Origin of the sequence: Rhizobium sp. LjRoot258, from assembly GCF_964254185.1 — a bacterium.
In the GTDB taxonomy this organism is placed as follows: domain Bacteria; phylum Pseudomonadota; class Alphaproteobacteria; order Rhizobiales; family Rhizobiaceae; genus Rhizobium.
The window spans coordinates 456,343-476,667 of the sequence record NZ_CAXUST020000001.1 but is presented as its reverse complement, the minus strand read 5'-3'; the positions used below and the strand labels follow the sequence as shown (position 1 = coordinate 476,667).

18 protein-coding genes are annotated in these 20,325 nt (G+C 62.4%); 4 read left to right on the top strand and 14 right to left on the bottom strand.

The window, feature by feature from the left end; all coding sequences use genetic code 11:
* Positions 1-43 precede the first annotated feature (43 nt).
* Positions 44-274, top strand: coding sequence for a DUF2093 domain-containing protein (locus ACSQ9D_RS02375; RefSeq protein ID WP_007799169.1), 231 nt, complete (start codon positions 44-46; stop codon positions 272-274).
* A gap of 50 nt (positions 275-324) precedes the next feature.
* Here the strand turns inward: ACSQ9D_RS02375 and lpxK are convergent, their stop codons facing one another.
* From lpxK to ACSQ9D_RS02345, 6 genes are all read right to left on the bottom strand, one after another.
* Complete coding sequence (gene lpxK / locus ACSQ9D_RS02370) at positions 325-1,365, bottom strand: tetraacyldisaccharide 4'-kinase (protein ID WP_436281011.1); 1,041 nt, start codon at positions 1,363-1,365, stop codon at positions 325-327.
* A 106-nt stretch (positions 1,366-1,471) separates the two neighbouring features.
* Positions 1,472-2,185, bottom strand: a complete 714-nt coding sequence (locus tag ACSQ9D_RS02365; protein WP_436281010.1) for an HAD family hydrolase — start codon at positions 2,183-2,185, stop codon at positions 1,472-1,474.
* Between the two features lie 14 nt (positions 2,186-2,199).
* Positions 2,200-3,519, bottom strand: a complete 1,320-nt coding sequence (gene waaA / locus ACSQ9D_RS02360) for a lipid IV(A) 3-deoxy-D-manno-octulosonic acid transferase (RefSeq protein ID WP_436281009.1) — start codon at positions 3,517-3,519, stop codon at positions 2,200-2,202.
* 140 nt (positions 3,520-3,659) lie between these two features.
* Positions 3,660-3,905 carry a DUF4170 domain-containing protein gene (locus ACSQ9D_RS02355; RefSeq protein WP_037113840.1) on the bottom strand — a complete coding sequence of 82 codons (246 nt, stop codon included), beginning with the start codon at positions 3,903-3,905 and terminating at the stop codon, positions 3,660-3,662.
* A 61-nt stretch (positions 3,906-3,966) separates the two neighbouring features.
* On the bottom strand, positions 3,967-4,776 hold the full coding sequence (locus ACSQ9D_RS02350; protein WP_047516940.1) for a 3'(2'),5'-bisphosphate nucleotidase CysQ: 810 nt from the start codon (positions 4,774-4,776) through the stop codon (positions 3,967-3,969).
* 17 nt (positions 4,777-4,793) lie between these two features.
* Positions 4,794-6,140: a TldD/PmbA family protein gene (locus ACSQ9D_RS02345; RefSeq protein ID WP_436281008.1), complete on the bottom strand. Its 1,347-nt coding sequence runs from the start codon at positions 6,138-6,140 to the stop codon at positions 4,794-4,796.
* A 118-nt stretch (positions 6,141-6,258) separates the two neighbouring features.
* On the opposite strand from ACSQ9D_RS02345, the gene ACSQ9D_RS02340 reads away from it, so the two are divergent.
* Positions 6,259-8,067 carry a monovalent cation:proton antiporter-2 (CPA2) family protein gene (locus ACSQ9D_RS02340; protein WP_436281007.1) on the top strand — a complete coding sequence of 603 codons (1,809 nt, stop codon included), beginning with the start codon at positions 6,259-6,261 and terminating at the stop codon, positions 8,065-8,067.
* A 47-nt stretch (positions 8,068-8,114) separates the two neighbouring features.
* Here ACSQ9D_RS02340 and ACSQ9D_RS02335 read toward each other — a convergent pair whose 3' ends face one another.
* The 3 genes from ACSQ9D_RS02335 to ACSQ9D_RS02325 are packed head-to-tail and all read right to left on the bottom strand — an operon-like array spanning position 8,115 to position 11,540.
* Complete coding sequence (locus ACSQ9D_RS02335; protein ID WP_436281006.1) at positions 8,115-9,011, bottom strand: patatin-like phospholipase family protein; 897 nt, start codon at positions 9,009-9,011, stop codon at positions 8,115-8,117.
* A gap of 23 nt (positions 9,012-9,034) precedes the next feature.
* A complete protein-coding gene (rsmD, locus tag ACSQ9D_RS02330; RefSeq protein ID WP_037113850.1) occupies positions 9,035-9,595 on the bottom strand; it encodes a 16S rRNA (guanine(966)-N(2))-methyltransferase RsmD in 561 nt (186 codons plus the stop codon).
* The gene (locus ACSQ9D_RS02325; protein ID WP_436281005.1) at positions 9,576-11,540 is read right to left on the bottom strand and encodes a pseudouridine synthase; all 1,965 of its coding nucleotides are present in this window, start codon (positions 11,538-11,540) and stop codon (positions 9,576-9,578) included. The genes rsmD and ACSQ9D_RS02325 overlap by 20 nt, the downstream gene beginning before the upstream one ends.
* A gap of 90 nt (positions 11,541-11,630) precedes the next feature.
* Here ACSQ9D_RS02325 and ACSQ9D_RS02320 point away from each other — a divergent pair, with 90 nt between their 5' ends.
* Complete coding sequence (locus ACSQ9D_RS02320; RefSeq protein ID WP_436283749.1) at positions 11,631-12,068, top strand: nucleoside deaminase; 438 nt, start codon at positions 11,631-11,633, stop codon at positions 12,066-12,068.
* A 319-nt stretch (positions 12,069-12,387) separates the two neighbouring features.
* On the opposite strand, the gene ACSQ9D_RS02315 is transcribed toward ACSQ9D_RS02320, so the two are convergent.
* Positions 12,388-13,017 carry a hypothetical protein gene (locus tag ACSQ9D_RS02315; protein ID WP_436281004.1) on the bottom strand — a complete coding sequence of 210 codons (630 nt, stop codon included), beginning with the start codon at positions 13,015-13,017 and terminating at the stop codon, positions 12,388-12,390.
* A 133-nt stretch (positions 13,018-13,150) separates the two neighbouring features.
* A complete protein-coding gene (gene ileS, locus ACSQ9D_RS02310) occupies positions 13,151-16,057 on the bottom strand; it encodes an isoleucine--tRNA ligase (RefSeq protein WP_436281003.1) in 2,907 nt (968 codons plus the stop codon).
* A gap of 230 nt (positions 16,058-16,287) precedes the next feature.
* Between ileS and ACSQ9D_RS02305 the strand changes: the two genes are divergently transcribed.
* Complete coding sequence (locus ACSQ9D_RS02305; protein ID WP_436281002.1) at positions 16,288-16,569, top strand: hypothetical protein; 282 nt, start codon at positions 16,288-16,290, stop codon at positions 16,567-16,569.
* Between the two features lie 59 nt (positions 16,570-16,628).
* Here ACSQ9D_RS02305 and ACSQ9D_RS02300 read toward each other — a convergent pair whose 3' ends face one another.
* The 3 genes from ACSQ9D_RS02300 to chrA form a co-directional block, all read right to left on the bottom strand.
* The gene (locus ACSQ9D_RS02300) at positions 16,629-17,612 is read right to left on the bottom strand and encodes a bifunctional riboflavin kinase/FAD synthetase (RefSeq protein WP_436281001.1); all 984 of its coding nucleotides are present in this window, start codon (positions 17,610-17,612) and stop codon (positions 16,629-16,631) included.
* Positions 17,613-17,639: 27 nt separating this feature from the next.
* On the bottom strand, positions 17,640-18,488 hold the full coding sequence (locus ACSQ9D_RS02295; RefSeq protein ID WP_436281000.1) for a TIGR01459 family HAD-type hydrolase: 849 nt from the start codon (positions 18,486-18,488) through the stop codon (positions 17,640-17,642).
* A gap of 104 nt (positions 18,489-18,592) precedes the next feature.
* The gene (gene chrA, locus ACSQ9D_RS02290; RefSeq protein WP_436283748.1) at positions 18,593-20,005 is read right to left on the bottom strand and encodes a chromate efflux transporter; all 1,413 of its coding nucleotides are present in this window, start codon (positions 20,003-20,005) and stop codon (positions 18,593-18,595) included.
* Positions 20,006-20,325: the final 320 nt, after the last annotated feature.

The following is a 20,325-nucleotide window of genomic DNA, read 5'->3' as shown; positions in this document are numbered from 1 at the left end:
GCGTTATGGCAGGGATGTTACAGCCTGTAAGGAAACGGAGCGCATGAATTTGTTCGAAGGAAATGGAAACCGCGAAGCGCAGATACGCTATCTCGATGCGGATTTTCAGATCCTGTCGCCGGGCTCCTACGTCGTCTGCGCGATTACCGGCAGGCAGATCCCGCTCGATGAACTGCGCTACTGGAGCGTCGCGCGCCAGGAACCCTATGCCGATGCCGTGGCTTCGCTGGAGGCAGACAAGCGCGCTGGCGTTTTGCCCAACCAGAAGCGCTGAGCGCAGCGCGGCGGCAGATTCGCTTGCCACGCCTTCGAGAGACATGCTGTTTAGGCCTTCCGCCCTTCCCGCAAACGCCGGTCGCGGCACGCATTGATCGCGCGGTCGATGATAAGCCCTGGCGCCAGGGTGTCCGCGAACGCCATCTCCACCTCGATCACCCGGCATTTTGAAGCAAGCTCCGCGGCTTTGCCATGATGGCCGGCGAGGCGGACGAAATCCTTTGCGGTCGTAACGATCTGAAGGCCATCGCGTTCTGCCGTTGAAAGGATGTCGTCGATCTCGTCATCGGTCAGATGCTCGTGATCGCCGAACGAACGGCGAGCGAGGATCTGCGCGCCGACGGATTCGGCCGTGCGGAAGAATTTCGACGGATCGGCAATTCCGGCGAAGGCCAGCACGTTGCGGCCTGAGAGATCGGCGCTGTCGCAAACTTTCAGCGAGGCCGTAAAATACGGCTTGGCGGCGCGCGCGGCGATCCGAACGATGTTGTCGGCGGCCTCGCCCGCGCCAACCTTGAGGAGCGCCGTGGCATAGCGCAGCTGCTGGCGGATGGGCGCGCGCACAGGGCCGCCCGGAACGACGTGGCCGTTGCCCAGCCCGCGCGTGGCATCGATGACCAACAGCGCGTAGTCGATCGCCAGCCGCGCACTTTGGAAGCCATCATCCATGATGATCAGGTCCGCACCCTCCTTGACGAGGCGCTGGGCGCCTTCCACGCGGCGGCGGGAGATCACGGTCAGAGCTTCGCGGGCAAGAAGCAGGGGTTCGTCACCGACCGCTAGTGCACGGTGATGCGCCGGATCGACGACCGTCGTGACGTCGAGCGAACCGCCATAGCCGCGGCTCAGGAAACCGGGGTTGAGCCCTTTCGCCTTTGCCGCGCGAGCGATGGTCAGCGCCGTCGGCGTCTTGCCAGCACCGCCGACGGTGAAATTGCCGACGCAGATGACGGGCACCGGAACTGAGGCGCGCTTGGCGTTGGCCATGCGATAGCCGGCAATGCGCCCATACAGGAAGGAAATTGGATAAAGCGTCCAGGCACGCCAATCGGCTTTCGACCACCAGAAGGGTGGCGCTTCGGATACCATTTTCCCCGTCCTGCCTTTCGGACCCCGAGCATCATGCTGACGGGCTATGTCCTCGACCGGGCGGAAAGAGAAGGTAATTTTCAAGAAAAAGCAAGCCCTTGGTCAATCAGGCAGGCTGAGGATCGGGCAGCAAGCCTTCGAGCTCGGTGATGTCGTTCAGACAGTAGTCGGATGCGGCGGCGAGCGATTGGCGCGAGCCGGTGCCCGTCAGCACGGCCACGGTGACGCCAACCTTGGCGTTGCGGCCCATATGCAGATCGTGGTTGTTGTCACCGACGACGGCGACCGCGGAGGGATCAAGGTCGGTCGCCGCGCAGAAACCAAGCACCATGCCCGGTTCCGGCTTGGTGCCGAAGCCGCTGTCGTATCCGGCCACGTAATCGATGAACGGCGCAAAGCCAAAACGCTGGGCGGTCTGCCGGATCGAGCGCTCGTTGTCGCTCGAGGCAACGCCGAGGCGAAAGCCGCGCGCATGCAGTCGACCAAAAAAAGCGGCAAGATCGGTGACCGCGACGGAAAACTCGGCGGCGTGAGAAAAGAGATCGTCCAACTTGATCGTGAGCTCTATGACGTCGAGCTTCGAACCGGCAGCGATCAGCCCTTCCGAAATCTGACGCGTGTTGCCAGCGGCAAGCAGGCTGTCGGGAACGATGTGGCCGGTGACCGGATCCATGCCGCAGGCCAGGAGCAGCCGGTCCGCAAGTTCGGGATCGCCTTCTGAGGCGATGCGCGCCAGTTCGCGGTTCACCGGCAGCCAGCTCTCGTCGTAGTCGAGAAGCGTGCCGTCCTTGTCGAAGAGAATCCCTTTGATCGCCTTCATATCCGCCCCTGCCCTCAGCGTTGCACAGCCGCCTTCGGCAGCAGCCTCGCCTTCACCGTGAGCGGATTGATATAGGGCTCAAGGCCCTTGACCGTCGCTGTCAGCGCGCCACGCATTTCTTGCACGGCGCCGATCCCGGCCTCGATCATGTTGCGGCGTGCGTCGTCGTTGGTGAGCAAATAATGGACACCCTTGGCGAGCATCTCCGTATCGCGGACCATGCGCGCGCTGCCACGGCGCGCCAGCTTCTGATAGGCTTCTCGGAAATTCTGCACATTGCTGCCCGACAGGACCGCACAACCCAGCATCGCCGGCTCCAGCGGATTTTGCCCACCCTCGGCAAACAGCGAACGGCCGACGAAGGCAACCTCCGTCAAGCGCAGGTAGAGGCCCATTTCGCCGATTGTATCTCCGAGGAACACATCGACATCAGGCGCAAGCGCATCGCCGCGCGTGCGGCGGGCCACCTTGAGACCCAGCTTGACGAGCTCGGCTTCAATCTCGTCGGCGCGCTCCGGATGGCGGGGAACGATGATCGTCAGTTGCCCGTTTCGTTCCTTCAGCGCCCGATGAACGATGCCTGCAGCCTTTTCCTCACCGTCGAAAGTGGAGATTGCCGCCCAGGTCTTGCGGCCGCCGAGCTGCTTCTTGTAGTCGGCGAATACTTCAGCATCATAAGGCGGAGCGTCGGTATCGACCTTGAGATTGCCCGACATCATGACGTGGCGCGCGCCAAGATCGCGGAAGCGCTCGGCGTCGACATCTGACTGCGCAATGACGAGCGCAAGGTTTTCGAACAGGGCCTCGGCAAGTGCGGGACGCCGACCCCATCGCTCGAAGGAGCGGTCGGACATGCGGGCGTTGACGAGTATCTGCGGGATGCGGCGGCGGCCGAGTTCCATCAGGGTCGCTGGCCAAATTTCGGATTCGGCGATCAGCGCGCAGGCCGGCTGCCAGTATTCGAGGAAGCGGCTGACGGCCGGTTTCAGGTCGAGCGGCACGTACTGGTGGATCGCGTCGTTGCCGATACGCTCGGCGGCCAGCTTGGCGGAGGTGATCGTTCCCGTCGTCAGAATGACGTGGATGTCGCGGCGGCGAATTTCGCGGATCAGCGGAATGACGGCGTTCGTTTCACCGACGCTCGCGGCATGAAACCAGACCAGCGGTCCGGCCGGGCGGTCGGCGCTGGCGTAGCCTGAGCGCTCCAGCCGGCGGGCACGGTCTTCCTTGCCCTTGGCCGCCCGATAGGCGAGGTATCCCCCGACGAACGGCGTCAGCAACGTTCCCGTCGCCTGATAGGCGCCCAGCGCAAAACGCGCCATGCGACCGCTCATCTGCCAATTCTCCGATCACAAATGATCGACATCACCCATTCCCAATTATTGTTGCGGCCGCAATGGCCGATCAGTTTGTCCAGAATGCGTCAGGCAGTCGGTCGGTTCGCGGCTCTCGACGAGCCGCAACCAGGGGAGGGTTACTGCGCAGACTTGCTTTCCGGGTCCAGCAAACGGTGCATGTGGACGATGAAGTAGCGCATGTGCGCGTTATCCACGGTCGACTGTGCCTTGGCCTTCCAGGCCGTCAGTGCGCTGGCATAGTCCGGAAAGATGCCGACGATATCGAGGTCCTTCAGATCGCGGAACTGCACTTCGTCCAAGCTTTCCAGTTCGCCGCCGAACACGAGATGCAAGAGCTGCTTTTTGCCGCCGGTTTCCGTCATTTTCTTCTCTTTCTGCTCTATTCTCCTCCGCCGCTTCATCTGAGGGATTTTGACGGAAACGTCAACTGCCTCGTCGTTCACCGATCCCGGTCAAGAGATCGGCGAGTCGCGGAGCGGCGGCGGCACAGAGTTCGCCGTGGCTGACCTGAATTCGGTTATAGAGCGGCGCCTCACCCTGGAGATCGACAAGCCGGCCGCCGGCGCGCTCCAATATCAAATCGGCGGCGGCGAGGTCCCAATCGTGTGAATTGTGCTTGACGAAGGTTCCGTCGATCTGCCCGTCGGCAACCATGGCAATGCGATACGCCAAGGACGGTACGTGCCTGACGCGCTCGATACGATGCTTGAGCGCTTCCGGAAATGCCTTGAGCACGTCTTCGGCGATCGCAAAGCGGCCCGGTGCATCGAGCGGCGTTGTCGATACGGTTATCGGTCGACCGTTCTTCAAAGCCACGCCACCTTCGACCGCCTCATAAAGTTCTTCCAAAGCCGGAGCGTAGAGAACCCCGGCGACAGGCCGGCCATGGCGCACGACCGCGACACTGACGCACCATAGATCCTGGCCGGCCAGGAATGCCCGCGTGCCATCGATCGGATCAATGATGAAGAGCGTTTCCCGTGAGAGGCGATCGCCATCGTCATCGGTTTCTTCGGAGAGCCAGCCATAATCCGGCCGGGCTGTGCGCAGGATGGATTCGAGCTTCTGATTGGCTGCGAAATCGGCGGCGCTGACGGGCGATCGCCCCTCGTTCTTCCACCAGACTTCCGGCGATTGATTGAAGTAACCGAGTGCGACATCGCCGGCTTGCCTGGCAGCATCTGCGATCAGTCCCAGATCGCTGCGCCAAAGGGCTGTGTCCACGTCAGTCATTTCGGCAATCCAATCCATCAGCGCCCGGCGAGCGTCATTCCTTCGATCGCAAGCGTCGGAGCGGCGACACCGAACTTGCGGTCGATGTCGTTTGCAGGCGTAACCCGCATGAACATGTCCTTGAGGTTCGAAGCGATCGTCACCTCAGACACGGCAAAGGTCAGTTCGCCATTCTCGATCCAGAAGCCGGTTGCACCGCGGCTGTATTCACCAGTGATCATGTTGACGCCCTGGCCGATCAGCTCGGTCACGTAGAAGCCGTTGCCGACACTGCCGATCAAGTCCTCCGGCGAGATGTCGCCTGGCTCAAGAGCAAGGTTCGTCGCGGATGGCGTCACTGAATTGCCGCCGCGCACGCCGCGGCCGTTGGTTTCCATTCCGATCTCGCGGGCAGTCGAAGTGGAGAGGAACCAGTGCTTGAGGATACCGTCCTCGATCATCAACAATCGTTCACCGGATACGCCTTCGCCGTCGAATGGTCGCGACGACGGGCCCCGGACGATAAGCGGATCGTCCGAGATCGAAAGCCCCGCTTTCAAGACCTGCTGGCCCATCTTGTCGCGCAGGAAGCTCGTCTTGCGCGCGACGGAAGCGCCGTTGATGGCCCCGCCAATATGTCCGACAAAGCCGCGCGCAACCCGCGGATCGAAAACAACCGTGACATCCTTGCCCGTATCCACCTGGCGCGGGTTGATGCGCTTGACCGTGCGCTCGCCTGCTCTGCGGCCGATCTCCGCGGCATCATCCAGTTCGCCGAAATAGATGCGGCTGTCGAAATCATAGTCACGCTCCATAGCCGTGCCTTCGCCAGCGATAACGCTGACGGATCGGCCGAAGCGCGAGGCCATGTAGCTGCCTTCGAAACCCTGGGAGGTAACGAGCACAAGGCCGCCCATGCCGGCCGAAGCCCCGGCACCGGACGAATTGGTCACGCCCTTGACCGCAAGTGCCGCGGCCTCCGCCTCAAGGGCGGCGTCGCGCAATTGATCGGAGGAGACCTCGGTCGTATCGAGAAGCTCAAGGTCCGGATAGGACTTCGCGAGCTTGTCCGCATCCGCCAGGCCGGCGAACGGATCTTCCGGCGACACCTTGGCCATCGCCACCGCGCGTTCGGCGAGAGCGGAGAGATCGAAGCCGGGATTTGCGGACACGCTTGCAACGCGCTTGCCGATGAAGACGCGCAGGGAGAAATCGTCGCTTTCGGACGATTCCGTGCCTTCGACCTTGCCAAGGCGCACGCTGACCGATTGCGATCGTGAGCGCACGACCACCGCATCTGCGGCGTCGGCACCGGCCTTCTTTGCCAGGTCGATCAGTTGGCTTGCGCGGGAAAGAAGCGTCGAGGAGTCGATTTCTGAGGACATGATTTGGCCTTTCCTTCGCGTTCCATTTATTGTGCACTACGAAAAGCATCAAGGCCGCGTGCGCCGATTCTTTTGCCCGCCGCTTGAATGCCTCCCCGCGTTGAAAGAAACTCGCCTGATGTCAGAGCCCAACACTCTTTTTACAGAGACTATCCTGCTGCTCGGTGGCGCCGTCGTTTCAGCGCCGATCTTCAAGCGCCTCGGGCTCGGTACTGTGCTCGGCTATCTGGCCGCCGGCGTCGTGATCGGCCCGATCTTCCACGGACTGACGGATGGCGAGCAAATATTGGACGTTGCCGAACTCGGCGTCGTCTTCCTGCTGTTCATCATCGGGCTGGAGCTGAAGCCTACGCGTCTGTGGCAGATGCGACGTGACATTTTCGGGCTCGGAACCGCCCAGGTGGTGACGACGGGTCTGTTGCTAACGCTGCTGACCTATCTCTCCGGCGTTCTCGACTGGCGCGGCAGCATCGTCGCAGGTTTCGGGCTTGCACTCTCCTCCACGGCGTTTGCCATGCAGATTCTCGAGGATGAAGGCGACGTGAATACCCGTTACGGGCAGCGTTCGTTCTCGATGCTGCTGTTCCAGGATCTTGCGATCGTACCATTGCTTGCCCTTGTCAGCATCCTCGACGGCGGCAAGAGCAGCGGAACGCCTTTGCTGGACTTTGCGATTGCGATCGCCGCCGTTGCCGCGATGATCGTCATGGGGCGCTATCTGCTCACCCCGCTCTTTCAGATCATCGCGCGTACGGGGGCCCGCGAGGCAATGATCGCCGCCGCCCTTTTCGTGGTGATGGGGTCGGCAAGCCTGATGCAACTTGCCGGACTGTCGATGGCGATGGGCGCCTTTCTTTCCGGCGTGATGCTGGCCGAGTCCTCGTATCGGCACGAACTGGAAGCCGATATCGAGCCCTTCCGCGGCGTATTGCTCGCTATCTTCTTCATTGCGGTCGGGTTGTCGATCGAGCTGGAGGTGCTCCGCGACAACGTGCTCTTCATCATCGTCGCCGTACCGGTCGTCATGGCCGCGAAGGCGCTGGTTATCTACGTTCTCTGCCGCGCGACCGGCTCGCCTCATGACGACGCCATTCGCATCGCTTTCCTACTGCCGCAGGGCGGCGAATTCGGCTTCGTCCTGTTTTCGGCCGCCGGCATTGCGGGCCTGATGCCAACGAGCACGGCCTCGCTGCTGATTGCGATCGTCACTCTTTCCATGGCGCTCACCCCGATCGGAACGATGCTGGCCAAGCGGCTGTTGTCGGGCAAAGAGCAGGAAACGCTGGATGAGGATTTCGAGGGAGCGGGCGCCGACGTGCTGATGGTCGGCTTCTCGCGTTTCGGGCAGATCGCCGCTCAAATCCTGCTTGCCGGCGGTCGCGACGTGACCGTCATCGACTTTTCAGCCGATCGCATCCGGCAGGCTTCGTCCTTTGGCTTCCGGATTTATTTTGGCGATGGCACCCGCAAGGACGTACTGAGGGCGGCCGGCATCGATCGTGCCAAGATCGTCGTCGTGAGCACGCAGAAGCGCGAGATCACCGACAAGATCATCGAGCTGGTGCAGGCGGACTATCCACACGCCAAGATCTTCGTGCGCTCCTATGACCGCATCCATTCGATCGCGCTGCGCAACCTCAACGTCGACTATGAACTGCGCGAAACACTGGAATCCGGTCTGCTCTTCGGCCGGCGCACGCTCGAGGCATTGGGCGTCAGCGAAGCGGACGCTTATGAAATCGGCGAGGATATCCGCAAGCGCGACGAGCAGCGCCTTGTGCTTCAGGTCTCGGAAGGACTGCAGGCCGGTCGCGACATGCTTTTCTCCAAGCCGGTTCGACCCGAACCTCTCGTCAAGCCAAAGCGCGCCGCCAACTTCGACGAGGATCCGTTGGCGGGCACCGCAGAGGTAACCGCCGATGCGTAGATCAGGATTTCAGCCGAAAAACCGCTCACACTTTTCGCCATCCCGCTCTAAGACGTGATGCGCGCTTCGATCTCGCGATCGAGCGCGTATTTGAGTTCGTCCTTGATGCCGACCGACATGGACAGGACCGCGCGCGCCTTGAGAAAGTCCATTACACCGATGCGCCCGACCGCCGGGCGCAGGAAGATATGCGGCGCCTGCAGCCGCAGTTTCAGCGAGATCGCGGTCTGCATCATCAACTGGCCGGAGCCGAAGATGCTCTCCATTCGGTTTGGAATGTGGGTCCCGTCTCCTTCTGGCGCACCGACGACGTCGATGCCGATGACAATGTCGGCGCGATCCATCAGGCATTCGTAAGGCACGGGATTGCTGATGCCACCATCGATCATCACACGGCCGTGCAACCGTACCGGCATGAACACGGCGGGAATGGCCGAGGAAGCCGCCAGCGCCGGGAACAGCGCGCCCCCGCTCGTCAGCACTTCGCACTGACCGTAGTAATCGGTCGCGGTCACGGTCATCGGGATCGGCAGATCCTCGAAACGATCCGGCAAATCGGCCGGCAGGAAGGCTTTCAGGATACGCTCGAGATTGAACTGGCCGATGCGCACGCCGTTGGCGACGGCATCGCGCACTGTCTGCGGACGCAAGCCCCACAGGCGACTGACAACCGCGGCCTTGTTGCCGACGGTCATCATGACATGCTCGCGAATGGCTTCGCCCGTCATTCCGGCCGCCATTCCCGCTCCCATGATCGAGCCGATCGAGGAGCCGGCAATCGCCACGGGACGAATGCCGAGCTCATCCAGCGTTTCGATGATGTGGATGTGGGACAGCCCCCGCGCGCCGCCACCGCCGAAGGCGACCGCGACAGTTGGCGTCTGTCGCAGTGACGTCTCGCGAGGGGCAGGCAACTCGGTTTCGATCGTCTCTGCCTGCTGCACCGCTGCCCCCGATTTCCGCGGCCTTACTCAGGCTGATAGCGGAAGAAATGAACCTTGGTATCGCCGAACGTCCGGTTTTCCAGAAACAGATAGGAAGGGTCGACGGAAACGGCAACATCCGCGCGTTCTTCAAGAACCGCAATCGCGCCCGGTTGCAACCAGCCGCCCTTGGCGGCGGCTGCCATTGCCTTTTCGCCAAGACCCTTACCATAAGGCGGGTCGGCAAACAGCATCTGGAAAGGCTCGAGGTTGCCGACGCTGCCAAGATCGGTCGCATCGCGCCTCAGGATGCGGGTCCTGCCATGCAAGCCAAGCGCATCGATGTTTTCCCAGAGGAGCCCCCTGCCCTCGACACTGTTTTCGACGAACAGCGCGTGGCGACAGCCGCGGGAGACGGCTTCCAGGCCGACGGCGCCCGTACCGGCAAAAAGATCCAGGATCCGGGTGCCATCGACGCATTCCGGATAGGCGTGCCTCAGAATGTTGAACAGGCTCTCACGCGTCCGGTCGGCAGTCGGCCGGATGTCGTTTGACTTTGGTACGGCAAGCGGCCGTCCGCGAAACTCACCGCCGACGATCCGCACCGCGCGTCATTCCCTTTCCCTTCGGTCCCCCCCGCGACGGCCCGCCGGAAGGCTTGCCGCCGCCCGGCCTGTCGCCCTTGGGCTTGCCGGAGAAATTCTTGCCGCCGCCGGGCTTGCCGCCGAAGCTCTTGCCGCGCGGCTTATCGCCAAAGGGTCGGTCACCGGCTGGACGCTCGGACCGCGCCTCGCCGGAGAAGCTTTTGGCGCGCGGACGTTCGTCCCCCTCTGCACGTGGGCGGCGATCGCCGCGCGGCTTGTCGCCGAACGGACGGTCTCCGCGTGCGGGACGATCCCCGAACGAGCGGGGACGCTCGTCGCCCTCTTCGCGCGGCTTGCGGTCTCCGCGAGGCTTTGCACCGAACGGGCGGTCACCACGTGCAGGACGATCGCCGGATGGCCTATCGCTGCGCGCTGGGCGGTCACCGTAAGGTCGATCACTGCGCGCCGGACGGTCGGCGTAGGAACGCGGGCGTTCCGCCCCCTCGTCGCGCGGCTTGCGATCACCGCGGGGCCTATCGCCGAACGGACGGTCGCCTCGCGAGGGGCGATCACCGGCTGGCCTGTCACCACGGGGAGGACGATCACCGAACGGGTTGTCGCCGCGTGTTGGACGGTCGCCAGAGCGCTTGCGGCCGCCTTCATCCTTGCTCGTCACTTCGCTGGAACGGATCCACTCCCCTTCGTCATCGCGGGCGCGGTTGATCTGGACGCGCGGACCGGTGTCGTCGTAGCGGGTCGGCTGCGGCTTGGAACGACCGGGCTTCTCGCCGCGCCTAAGCGCGGTCTGGGCGTTCTTTTCGGCCTTGGCGGCTGCCTTTTCGCCGAGCGGGCGCGCGCCGGGAGCCATCCAGACATTCGCATTGCGGCGGCTGCCGAGCGCAGGGCGCTTCGGACGATCATCTTCCTTGCGGCCGCCGTCGCGGCGGTCATCGCGGCGATCGTCACGCTTGGTGTCGAGGCGGCTCAGTGCACGCTCGCGCTTGTCTTCCGGCTTCCATGAGCGCTCGCGGCGCTCCGGCTTCGCTTCGACCTCCTCGTCGGCGGCAACGGCCGGCGAGTTGTAGATCGGCGCGTCGAAATTAGCCTTCGCATCCTCGATCAGGCGCGGGCCGAGCTGATCGCGCAAGGTGCGTCCGCGTACTTCGACCACATCCCGCTCCGGCAGGTCGCCGAGCTGGAAGGGGCCGTAAGAGATGCGGATCAGACGATTGACGTCGAGACCGAGTGCACCCAACACGTTTTTGATTTCCCGGTTCTTGCCTTCGCGCAGGCCCATGGTGAGCCAGACATTCGACCCTTGAGTGCGATCGAGCGTTGCTTCGATCGAGCCGTAGAGGACACCATCGACGGCAATGCCGTCCTTGAGCTTGTCCAAAGCCTCCTGATCGATCTCGCCGTGGGCGCGCACGCGGTAGCGGCGCAGCCAGCCCGTCGTCGGCAATTCCAGTGCGCGGGCCAGGCCGCCATCGTTGGTCAGCAGCAGCAGGCCTTCGGTGTTGATGTCGAGGCGACCAATCGACATGACGCGCGGCAGGTCGTCCGGCAGATTGTCGAAAACCGTGGGTCGCCCTTCCGGGTCCACATTCGTGGTCACGAGACCGGCGGGCTTGTGATAGAGCCACAGCCTCGTGCGCTCGATCCCGCGGATCGGAACGCCGTCCACTTCGATCTTGTCTGCCAGCGTCACGTTGACGACCGGGCTGTCGAGGAGCTTGCCGTTCAGCTTGACGCGGCCGTCCATGATCATGCGCTCGATATCGCGGCGCGATGCAACGCCGGCGCGCGCCATCACTTTCGAGATGCGCTCGGCTTTGGAGTCGCCCTCGGCAACGTCGCTCGCCTCAGCCTTGACGAGCGCCTTTGCCGACTTTTCGTCGGATCTCGGGCCGGCATTGCGCGGAGATGGCTTGCCGCCCGGCCGTTTTGGCTTGTCTTTGAATGTCATTTGTTGTTTGCCTGCCTTTTCGGGCCTTCCTATCAGGTCGCGCCCCTGCGGTTAAGTGGAAATTGTCGGATCGTGAAGACAAATCAATTTATGGAGCTGGCGCTCGACCAGGCCCGCGCCGCCGGAGAGCGCGGCGAGGTGCCGATCGGAGCGGTTCTGGTGATTGACGGGGCCGTGATCGCGGCATCCGGCAATCGTACGCGCGAGCTCAACGATGTGACCGCGCATGCCGAAGTCGCCGTCATTCGCATGGCTTGCGAAGAGCTTGGCCAAGAGCGCCTGACCGGCGCCGATCTCTATGTGACGCTGGAGCCGTGCACGATGTGTGCCGCGGCCATTTCCTTCGCCCGTATTCGCAGGCTCTACTACGGTGCGGAGGACCCGAAGGGCGGGGCCGTCGACAACGGCGTACGCTTCTATACGCAAGCGACTTGCCATCACGCGCCGGACGTGTACTCCGGTTTGCAGGAGACGACATGCGCCGATATCCTGCGGAGGTTCTTCGCGCAGAAACGAAATGTGCCATGACGTTGCTCGCCGGCGAATTCGTTCTCATGGTCGCCGTCGCCATCTATGCCCATCAAAGGATCGCCCCCGATAGCGGATCGATGCCGATGCAATGGTCTCTTTCGGGAAATGTGAACTGGTCGGCGCCCGGCTGCTCGCCTTTGCCCTCATACCGATACTTGCTCTTGCCGCGATGCTGCTTCTTGCATCAAGCGCGAGGATCGATCCGTCAGCCCTCGGCTTGGCGGGCGGGATCTTCCTCGCCTGCTAGATCCTACACGTCTTGCTGGTTGACAGGTGGTCAAAAGCAAAGCGGGGCTGATGGGCCCCGCTCGAAACTCTACTGAAGGAGGTTCCACCACTGCTTGCCGGAACCGGCAATCGCAGCTTCCTTCTTCCGCTTCTTCTGCTTCTTCAGCTCCGGTTCGCCGAGATCGTCCAGCTTCGTGGCGTCATCGACCTGACGATACTCGGTCGGCGGATCCGAGATGTAGCGGCGCTGATCGATATAGGCACCCTTCTGGATGGCGCGGGCTTCGCGATAGGCCTTGGTCTGGGCTTCGGTCGTGCGTCGGCCACCCTCGACCTGGTTGCTTGCGAGCGGCGAGCGGTAGCCCGCGTTGTCGCTGTTTTCGTCAGCTTCCTTGACGAGACGCGCGCGAGTTTCTTCCGGGGATTCGATCCACTGCGGATTTTCCTTGCTGGCAATGCTCTGCTGCGGCTCGACGAGAGCTTCCTTGGCGGCGTCAGACGGCAGAACGAGGCCCGGGCGCGCGCTGTACTTGACGCCCTTGTTCTTCGGTCCGTCGCCGGTCAGGGAAACGGACTGACCAAGATCGTCGGTCAACTGCTCCATTGCGGTCTTGTCCGTTCCGTAGCGGGGGCTCCCCATGCAGCCGGTGATCATCGAGCCGCCTGCCACAGCAACCGTCAGGCAGACGCCGACACGGAACCAACGCGTTGAAAACATGAAAACCCTTCCAGCCATGCCGGTGCAATCATCGCCCACCCGGACAATCGTCCCCCTGACGCAAAAATCCGGCCATTTTCAGGCAGCTTTTACCGGATGAACGACGTTTAGGCAATTCACCCGGTAATATTCTTCAGTTTTGCACCGCAAGTTCATGCAGAGCGGCCGCATCGCGCGCCGAGACATCGGGATAGGCTGGATCCGAGCCGACATCCGTCGTGATCCGCCAGGAGCGGGCGCACTTGGTGCCTTCGGCCAGTTTCGGCTCGACGCTGACACCCGATACCTCGGGGAGACGGAAGGCATCGGCCGGACCTTCGGCGCTATCGACAACGATCGCGGAGGTGATGCAGATCTCCTCGAAGTCCTGACCCTCCAGTGCTTTCAGAAGCTCCGCATCAGCGACGTGGACGACGGGGGCTGCCTCCAGCGAGGATCCGATGCGCTTGTCCTTACGCTCAATTTCCAGTGCGCCGGTGACCACCGTGCGCACTGCCCGGATCTTTTTCCACTTCTCAGCAAGAGCGTCGTTCTTCCATTCCGCCGGAATGGCGGGGAACTGCTCGAGGTGAACCGAGACAACCGAAGGATTGCGCGACAGCCAAGCCTCTTCCGCCGTGAAGGGCAGCATCGGCGCCAGCCAAGTCACCATGCATTCGAAGATATTGCGGATGACATGGAGGGCCGAACGACGGCGCCGGCTCGACGGCGCGTCGCAGTAGAGCGCGTCCTTGCGGACGTCGAAGTAGAAAGCCGAGAGTTCAACGTTGGCAAAGTCGATCAGCGCGCGGGCAATCTTCTTGAATTCGAAGGCGTCGTAGCCTTCGCGGACGAGCTGATCGAGTTCCGACAGGCGATGCAGCATCAGCTGCTCGAGCTCGGGCAGATCGGCAAGCGCGATGACTTCGCCCTTATCGTGTGCCAGCGTGCCGAGCATCCAGCGGATCGTGTTGCGCAGCTTGCGATAGGCATCGATGTTGGTCTGAATGATCGTCTTGCCGACGCGCAGATCCTCCGCGTAGTCCGAGGTCATCACCCAAAGGCGGAGAATATCCGCGCCGGCGTCCTTCATCACCTCTTGGGGCGATGTGACGTTACCCTTGGACTTCGACATCTTCTCGCCCTTCTCATCCATGGTGAAGCCATGGGTGATGACGGCATTGTAAGGCGCGCGTCCGCGCGTAGCGGCCGATTCCAGCAGCGACGAATGGAACCAGCCGCGATGCTGGTCCGAGCCTTCCAGATAGACGTCGGCCGGCCACTTGAGATCCGGACGATCTTCCAGCGTGAACGTGTGGGTCGAGCCCGAGTCGAACCAGACGTCGAGGATGTCCATGACCTGCGTCCAGGGCTCGTTTGCCTTCTCGCCGAGGAAGCGCTCCCGTGCGCCGTGCGCGAACCAGGCATCGGCGCCTTCCCTTTCGAAGGCATCGAGGATGCGCGCATTGACCCCATCGTCCTGCAGGATTTCGCCCTGCTCATCGACGAAGACGCAGATCGGCACACCCCAAGCGCGCTGACGCGAAAGCACCCAGTCCGGACGCTGCTCGATCATGGCGCGCAGACGGTTCTGACCAGCAGCAGGCACGAAGCGGGTCTCGTCGATCGCGTTCAGCGCACGGGAACGCAACGTCGTTCCATCGCCAAGCTCCTTGTCCATGTAGACAAACCACTGCGGCGTGTTGCGGAAGATGACCGGCTTCTTCGACCGCCACGAGTGCGGATAGGAATGCTTGAGACGGCCCCGCGCGAACAGGGCATGACGGCCGATCAGCGCCTTGATGACACGCTCGTTGGCATCGCCCTTCTTGCCGCTGTCGTCGATGACGCGCGCCGCACCGCCTTCCGCATCCGGGCCGAAGCCGGGTGCGTCGACGGTGAAGAAGCCCGCGTCGTCGACCGGGAACGGGATCGCAGAGGAGATGCCGCGTGCTTCGAGGGCCCGGGCGTTGTCCATCCAGGCGTCAAAGTCTTCGCGGCCATGGCTCGGCGCGGTATGAACGAAGCCGGTTCCCGTCTCATCGGTGACATGGTCGCCGTCGAGGAGGGGCACGCCAAAGTGGTAGCCGCCGCCGAGCCCGTGCAGCGGGTGCGCGCAGGTGATCGCCGCAAATTCCGCCGCCGCGACATCGCGGACGAACTTGAGGGTCACCTTCGCCTTGGCAGCTGACTCCTCGGCGAGGCGCTTGGCGAAGATCAGCTTCTCGCCGGGCTGCGGTCCGAAGTCGTTCTCAGCCGTTTCGACCTCGTAGAGGCCGTAACCATAGCGCGAGGAATAGGCGATCGCGCGGTTGCCTGGGATCGTCCACGGCGTGGTCGTCCAGATCACCACGAAGGCGCCCTTGAGTTCGCTCGGGCCTTCGGCGATCGGGAATTTCACCCAGATCATATCGCTTTCGACATCGGCGTATTCGACCTCGGCTTCCGCGAGTGCCGTGCGCTCGACGACCGACCACATGATCGGCTTCGAGCCGCGATAAAGCTGGCCAGATTTCGCGATCTTCAGCAGTTCGCCGGCGATGCGCGATTCCGCGTGGAAGTTCATCGTCGTGTAGGGGTTTTCGAAGTCTCCCTCGATGCCGAGGCGCTTGAACTCCTCCGACTGCACCTTGATCCAGCCAGCCGCAAAGTCACGGCATTCCTGGCGGAATTCGTTGACCGGAACCTCGTCCTTGTTCTTGCCCTTCTCGCGGTACTTCTCCTCGATCTTCCATTCAATCGGGAGGCCGTGGCAGTCCCAGCCGGGAACGTAGTTGGCGTCGAAGCCGCGCATCTGGAACGAGCGGTTGATGACGTCCTTGAGGATCTTGTTCAGCGCGTGGCCGATGTGGATGTTGCCGTTGGCATAGGGAGGGCCGTCGTGGAGCACGAACTTCTCGCGGCCGGCGGCGGACGCCCGAAGCTTCTTGTAGAGGCCCATCTGCTGCCAGCGGGCAACGGTTTCCGGCTCCTTCTGCGGCAAGCCGGCGCGCATCGGGAAGTCTGTTTCCGGTAGATAGAGGGTCTTCGAGTAGTCGATTTTTTCGGCTGTATCGGTCATGTCTAGCAATCGTCTCTAGGCGCCACGGGAGCGGGTGCAACGGGCTTGAAAATTGGTGACGGAGGCGCTCGTCGTCCAAGCGCCGAAAACCCGGACCTTCCGGCCGCTTAGCGCGCGCGGAAGGCCGGGCCGATAATTCGTATCGCGATCGCCAGCAAGAACTTGTTCATCGCGCCGGTTCATAGGCGCTTTTGCAGTGAAAAGGAAGAGGGATTCCATGACGTCGTCGCATGGAAAACCGCGGGCATTTTCATCCGCGGCTTCCGTTTTCGAGCGACGATCAGTCGCGCGGCGGCACCTTTGCCGGGGTCAGCACATTGACGACGACAGCGACGATGATGTTCAGCGCCAATGCGAACCGGGTCGTGAAAGTTATGGAAGGGTACCCCAAGGAGCCCGATATCGGGAACGATGAGCAGCCAGCAGGTCCGCCGTCGCAAAAAACCATTGCCTTTCAGTGCTGGGGGCGCAGCGAACCCGCGTCTTATCAAAGAGATGACATATCCCCGTGAGCGAGCGCGGCAAGCGCCGCCGCCCTGAAAGAGCCACAATTTTCGAAAGCGGCTGAACGTCAAATGAAGCAGATCTTCCGGTCGAGCTCGCCGAGCGACTGCACGCCCGCAAGCAGCGCCCTCGCCTCTTCCTTGTCACGGCTCATCTGCTCCACAAGAGGATCGAGGCCGTCAAACTTCAGTTCCGGCCGCAGGTGGCCGAAGAAGGATACGGAACAGGTCTGCCCGTAGAGGTCGCCGCTGAAATCGAAGACATAGGTCTCGAGCAGTGGCGCGCCGTTGTCGATCACCGTCGGTCGGCGGCCATAGCTGGCGACACCATCGTGGAGAGTGCCATCGGCACGACGGAAGCGAACGGCATAGATACCCGCCCTGAGGTCGGCTTCAGCGGGCAACTGCATATTCGCGGTCGGAAAGCCGAGCTGGCGGCCAAGCTTCTCGCCACCGATCACCTCCGCTTCCACCGTATAGTGATAGCCGAGCATGGCAGCCGCCTCGCTGACATTGCCGTCCTTCAGCAGTTCGCGAATGTGGCTCGAGGACACCACGTCGGTATTCTCGTCGCGAAAGGCGTCGATCAACGTCACGCCGAAGCCATATTTCTGACCAGCATCCATCAGGAAGGCCGGACCGCCTTCCCGGCCACGGCCGAAATGAAAGTTGAAGCCCGTGACGACCTCGGATGCGCCTAGCCAATCCTTCAGGATCGAGTGGATGAAATCGTCCGCCGAGCGCTGCGAAAACTCCCTGTCGAAGGGATATTCGATGACTGCGTTGAAGCCGATCGCTTCGAGGATACGCGCCTTGAGCGGTGCCGGCGTCAGGCGAAAGACCGGCTGGTCAGGGCGAAAGACCGTGCGGGGATGTGGTTCAAATGTCAGGACCAGCGCCGGAATGCCGCGCTGCCTCGATATCTCCAAGGCCCGGTTGAGGACGGACTGGTGACCCCTATGCACACCATCGAAGTTGCCGATGGCAATTACGCCGCCACGCAGGTGGGCCGGCAGGCGTTCACGGGTTTCGTTGCGGTGAAAAACGGTCATCGGCTGGCTTTTCTTATGCGAGGCTCTTTATGCGAGACGAGGCATCCACCACTTCGGTGTCGCTTTTTCGCGGTCCAGATAGGCCGTGAGGATCGCCTCGTCGGTCTCTCCGTTCAGCGTGTATTCCTTCGCGTGGATGCCGCCGCTGATATAGAGGAGGTCAAGGCCGTAATCGAGAGCGCCACGAACATCTGTCGGCATGCCGTCCCCGATTGCAAGGACGCGGCTCGGCGGAAAGTCGCCGTGGGCCTCGCGGGCGACTGACAATACGGCCTCGTAAATCGGCTTGTGCGGCTTGCCGGCAATGCGCGTCTCACCACCGAGCTGATTGTAGTAGGCCGCCATCGCGCCGGCGCAAGGGATGATCTTATGGCCGCGCTCGACAACCAGATCGGGGTTGGCGCAGATCATCGGCACGCCACGCGTCTGAAACGCCTTCAGCATCTCGGTGTAGTCTTCCGGGGTCTCGGTTTCGTCGTCGAAGAAACCGGTGCAGACGACGGAGTCCGCATCCCTGGCGTCGACGCGCTCCACACCAAGCCCCTCGATAATCGCTAGGTCGCGATCCGGTCCAAGCAGAAATACCTTCTTCGGCCCCTCTGCGATCAGGCCCCGCGTGACGTCGCCCGATGTGACGATACGGTCATAGGCGCCATCCTGGATGCCGATCTGGCGAAGCTGCGTCACGACCTGCGGAGCGATGCGCGGCGAGTTGGTGATCAGAACGACCGTCAGCCCCTCCCCGCGCGCTGCCTCCAGCGCTGCAGCCGCCTTCGGGAAAGGATCGACACCATTGTGCAAGACACCCCAGACATCGCAGAACACCGCATCATACTGGCTGGTGATTTCCGCAAAGTTCTCGATCCGCTTGGCCATTCCGATTTCCCGATCTCGTTAAGTCACGGGTGACATCGCAAAGGCATGCCGGGATGGCAAGGCATTTTGCGGTGGCCTGCTGCAAAAAAACCGGAGGCCGCCGACTAGAGGACGGCCGCGGCAGCCTTGAGGAACAGACCCGCGGCGGTGGAGACCCCGATGACCGTGAGAATGCCAGCCTTGAAGCGAAAGAGCAGGACGGACGCCAGCACGAAGATCCCGAGTGCCGCGATATCCAGCGTCCACCACTGCGGCCAGGAGAGGCTGGCGATCGGCAGACCGGTCTTCCCGGAGAGGAGCCCCACGCGCCCAACCTCGGCAAAGAGCACGTGCAGGCCGAACCACAGTGCAAGATTGAAAATGACGCCGACGACTGCCGCGGTGATTGCCTCAAGTGCGGCCGAGAGGTTCTCGTTGTTGCGCAGCTTTTCGATGTAGGGAGCTCCGGCGAAGATCCAGATGAAGCTCGGCACAAAGGTCGCCCATGCAGCGAGGAAGGCGCCGAGAACGCCGCCGGCAAGCGGCGCCATCAGGACGGGGTTGCGATAGCCGGCGAGAAAACCGACGAAACAGAGGACAAGGACCAACGGGCCGGGCGTCGTTTCGGCAAGTGCCAGCCCGTCGAGCATCTCGCCGGGCTGGAGCCAGGCGTAATGGCCGACGGCGACCTGAGCGACGTAGGAAAGGACGGCGTAGGCGCCTTCGAAGGTAATGACGGCCATCTTGGAGAAGAAGATGAAGACCGCACCGAAAACATTGGTTTCGCCGCTCAACGTCTCAGCGATCAGGTCCGTCGGCGCGTCAAGGCCACGAATGAAAAGAAGCGGCGATTGCCAGACGAGGATCCAGAACACGAGCACCACAAGCGGCCTTGCGATCGCATGGGTAGTGACCGCAGCAACAAGCCGGGGCGGGGAGGCTTGCGGCACGGATGGCGCCGCCGATCGACGTTGGCGATGCTTCATCCATAGCAGCCCGGCTGCTCCGGCCAGGATGACAACCAGAGGAAACGGCAGGTTCAGAAGGAAGAGTGCCAGAAACGACGCGCCGGCTACGCAGTCGTGAAAGCGCCCCTTGAGCGCTCGGCGCCCTACCCTAAGCAGTGCCTCGATGACGATGGCCAGAACCGCAGGCTTCACTCCAAAGAAAAGGGCGGGAAGCCATGCCGCCTCATGAAAGACGGCGTAGAGGCTCGACAGCATCAGGATGACAAGGAAGCCCGGCAGAATGAACAGGAGACCAGCAATCATGCCGCCGCGTACGCCGTGCATGAGCCAGCCGATATAGGTCGCCAGTTGCTGGGCCTCCGGGCCTGGCAGCAACATGCAGAAATTCAGCGCGTGCAGGAAGCGGTCCTCGGAAATCCAGCGCTTCTCATCGACAATGGTCTTATGCATGAGGGCGATCTGACCGGCCGGCCCGCCGAAGCTCAGACCGCCGATGCGCGCCCAGACGCGAACCGCCTCTCGCAGCGTCGGTGTCGCCACGATGTCGCCTGCCGCGATCGCCTTGTTCACCGTTGCTGCCCCTCTCGCTCCAAGCGGCTCGATACCATCTGCGTGCATGCGCGGCAATCGGCCATCAGCCAGCGAGGCGCTGAAAGCGTTCAAAGAGGACGGCTTTCCAGCGCCAGGACGTTCGGAAAAACCTCGGCGACAGCGCAGCCCGTCTTACTTCCAACAAGGATTTGCCGTTAAGGCTGTCGCGAAGTCCGTCGAAGAAAAATTGCGGCCGTTCTTGACTCCCCGCCGGGCCACTCCTAAATGCTGCCTCGCTAGCACTCACCAAGGACGAGTGCTAACACCCATCCGTGCGGGCCGCTCCCGGCCTGCGAATG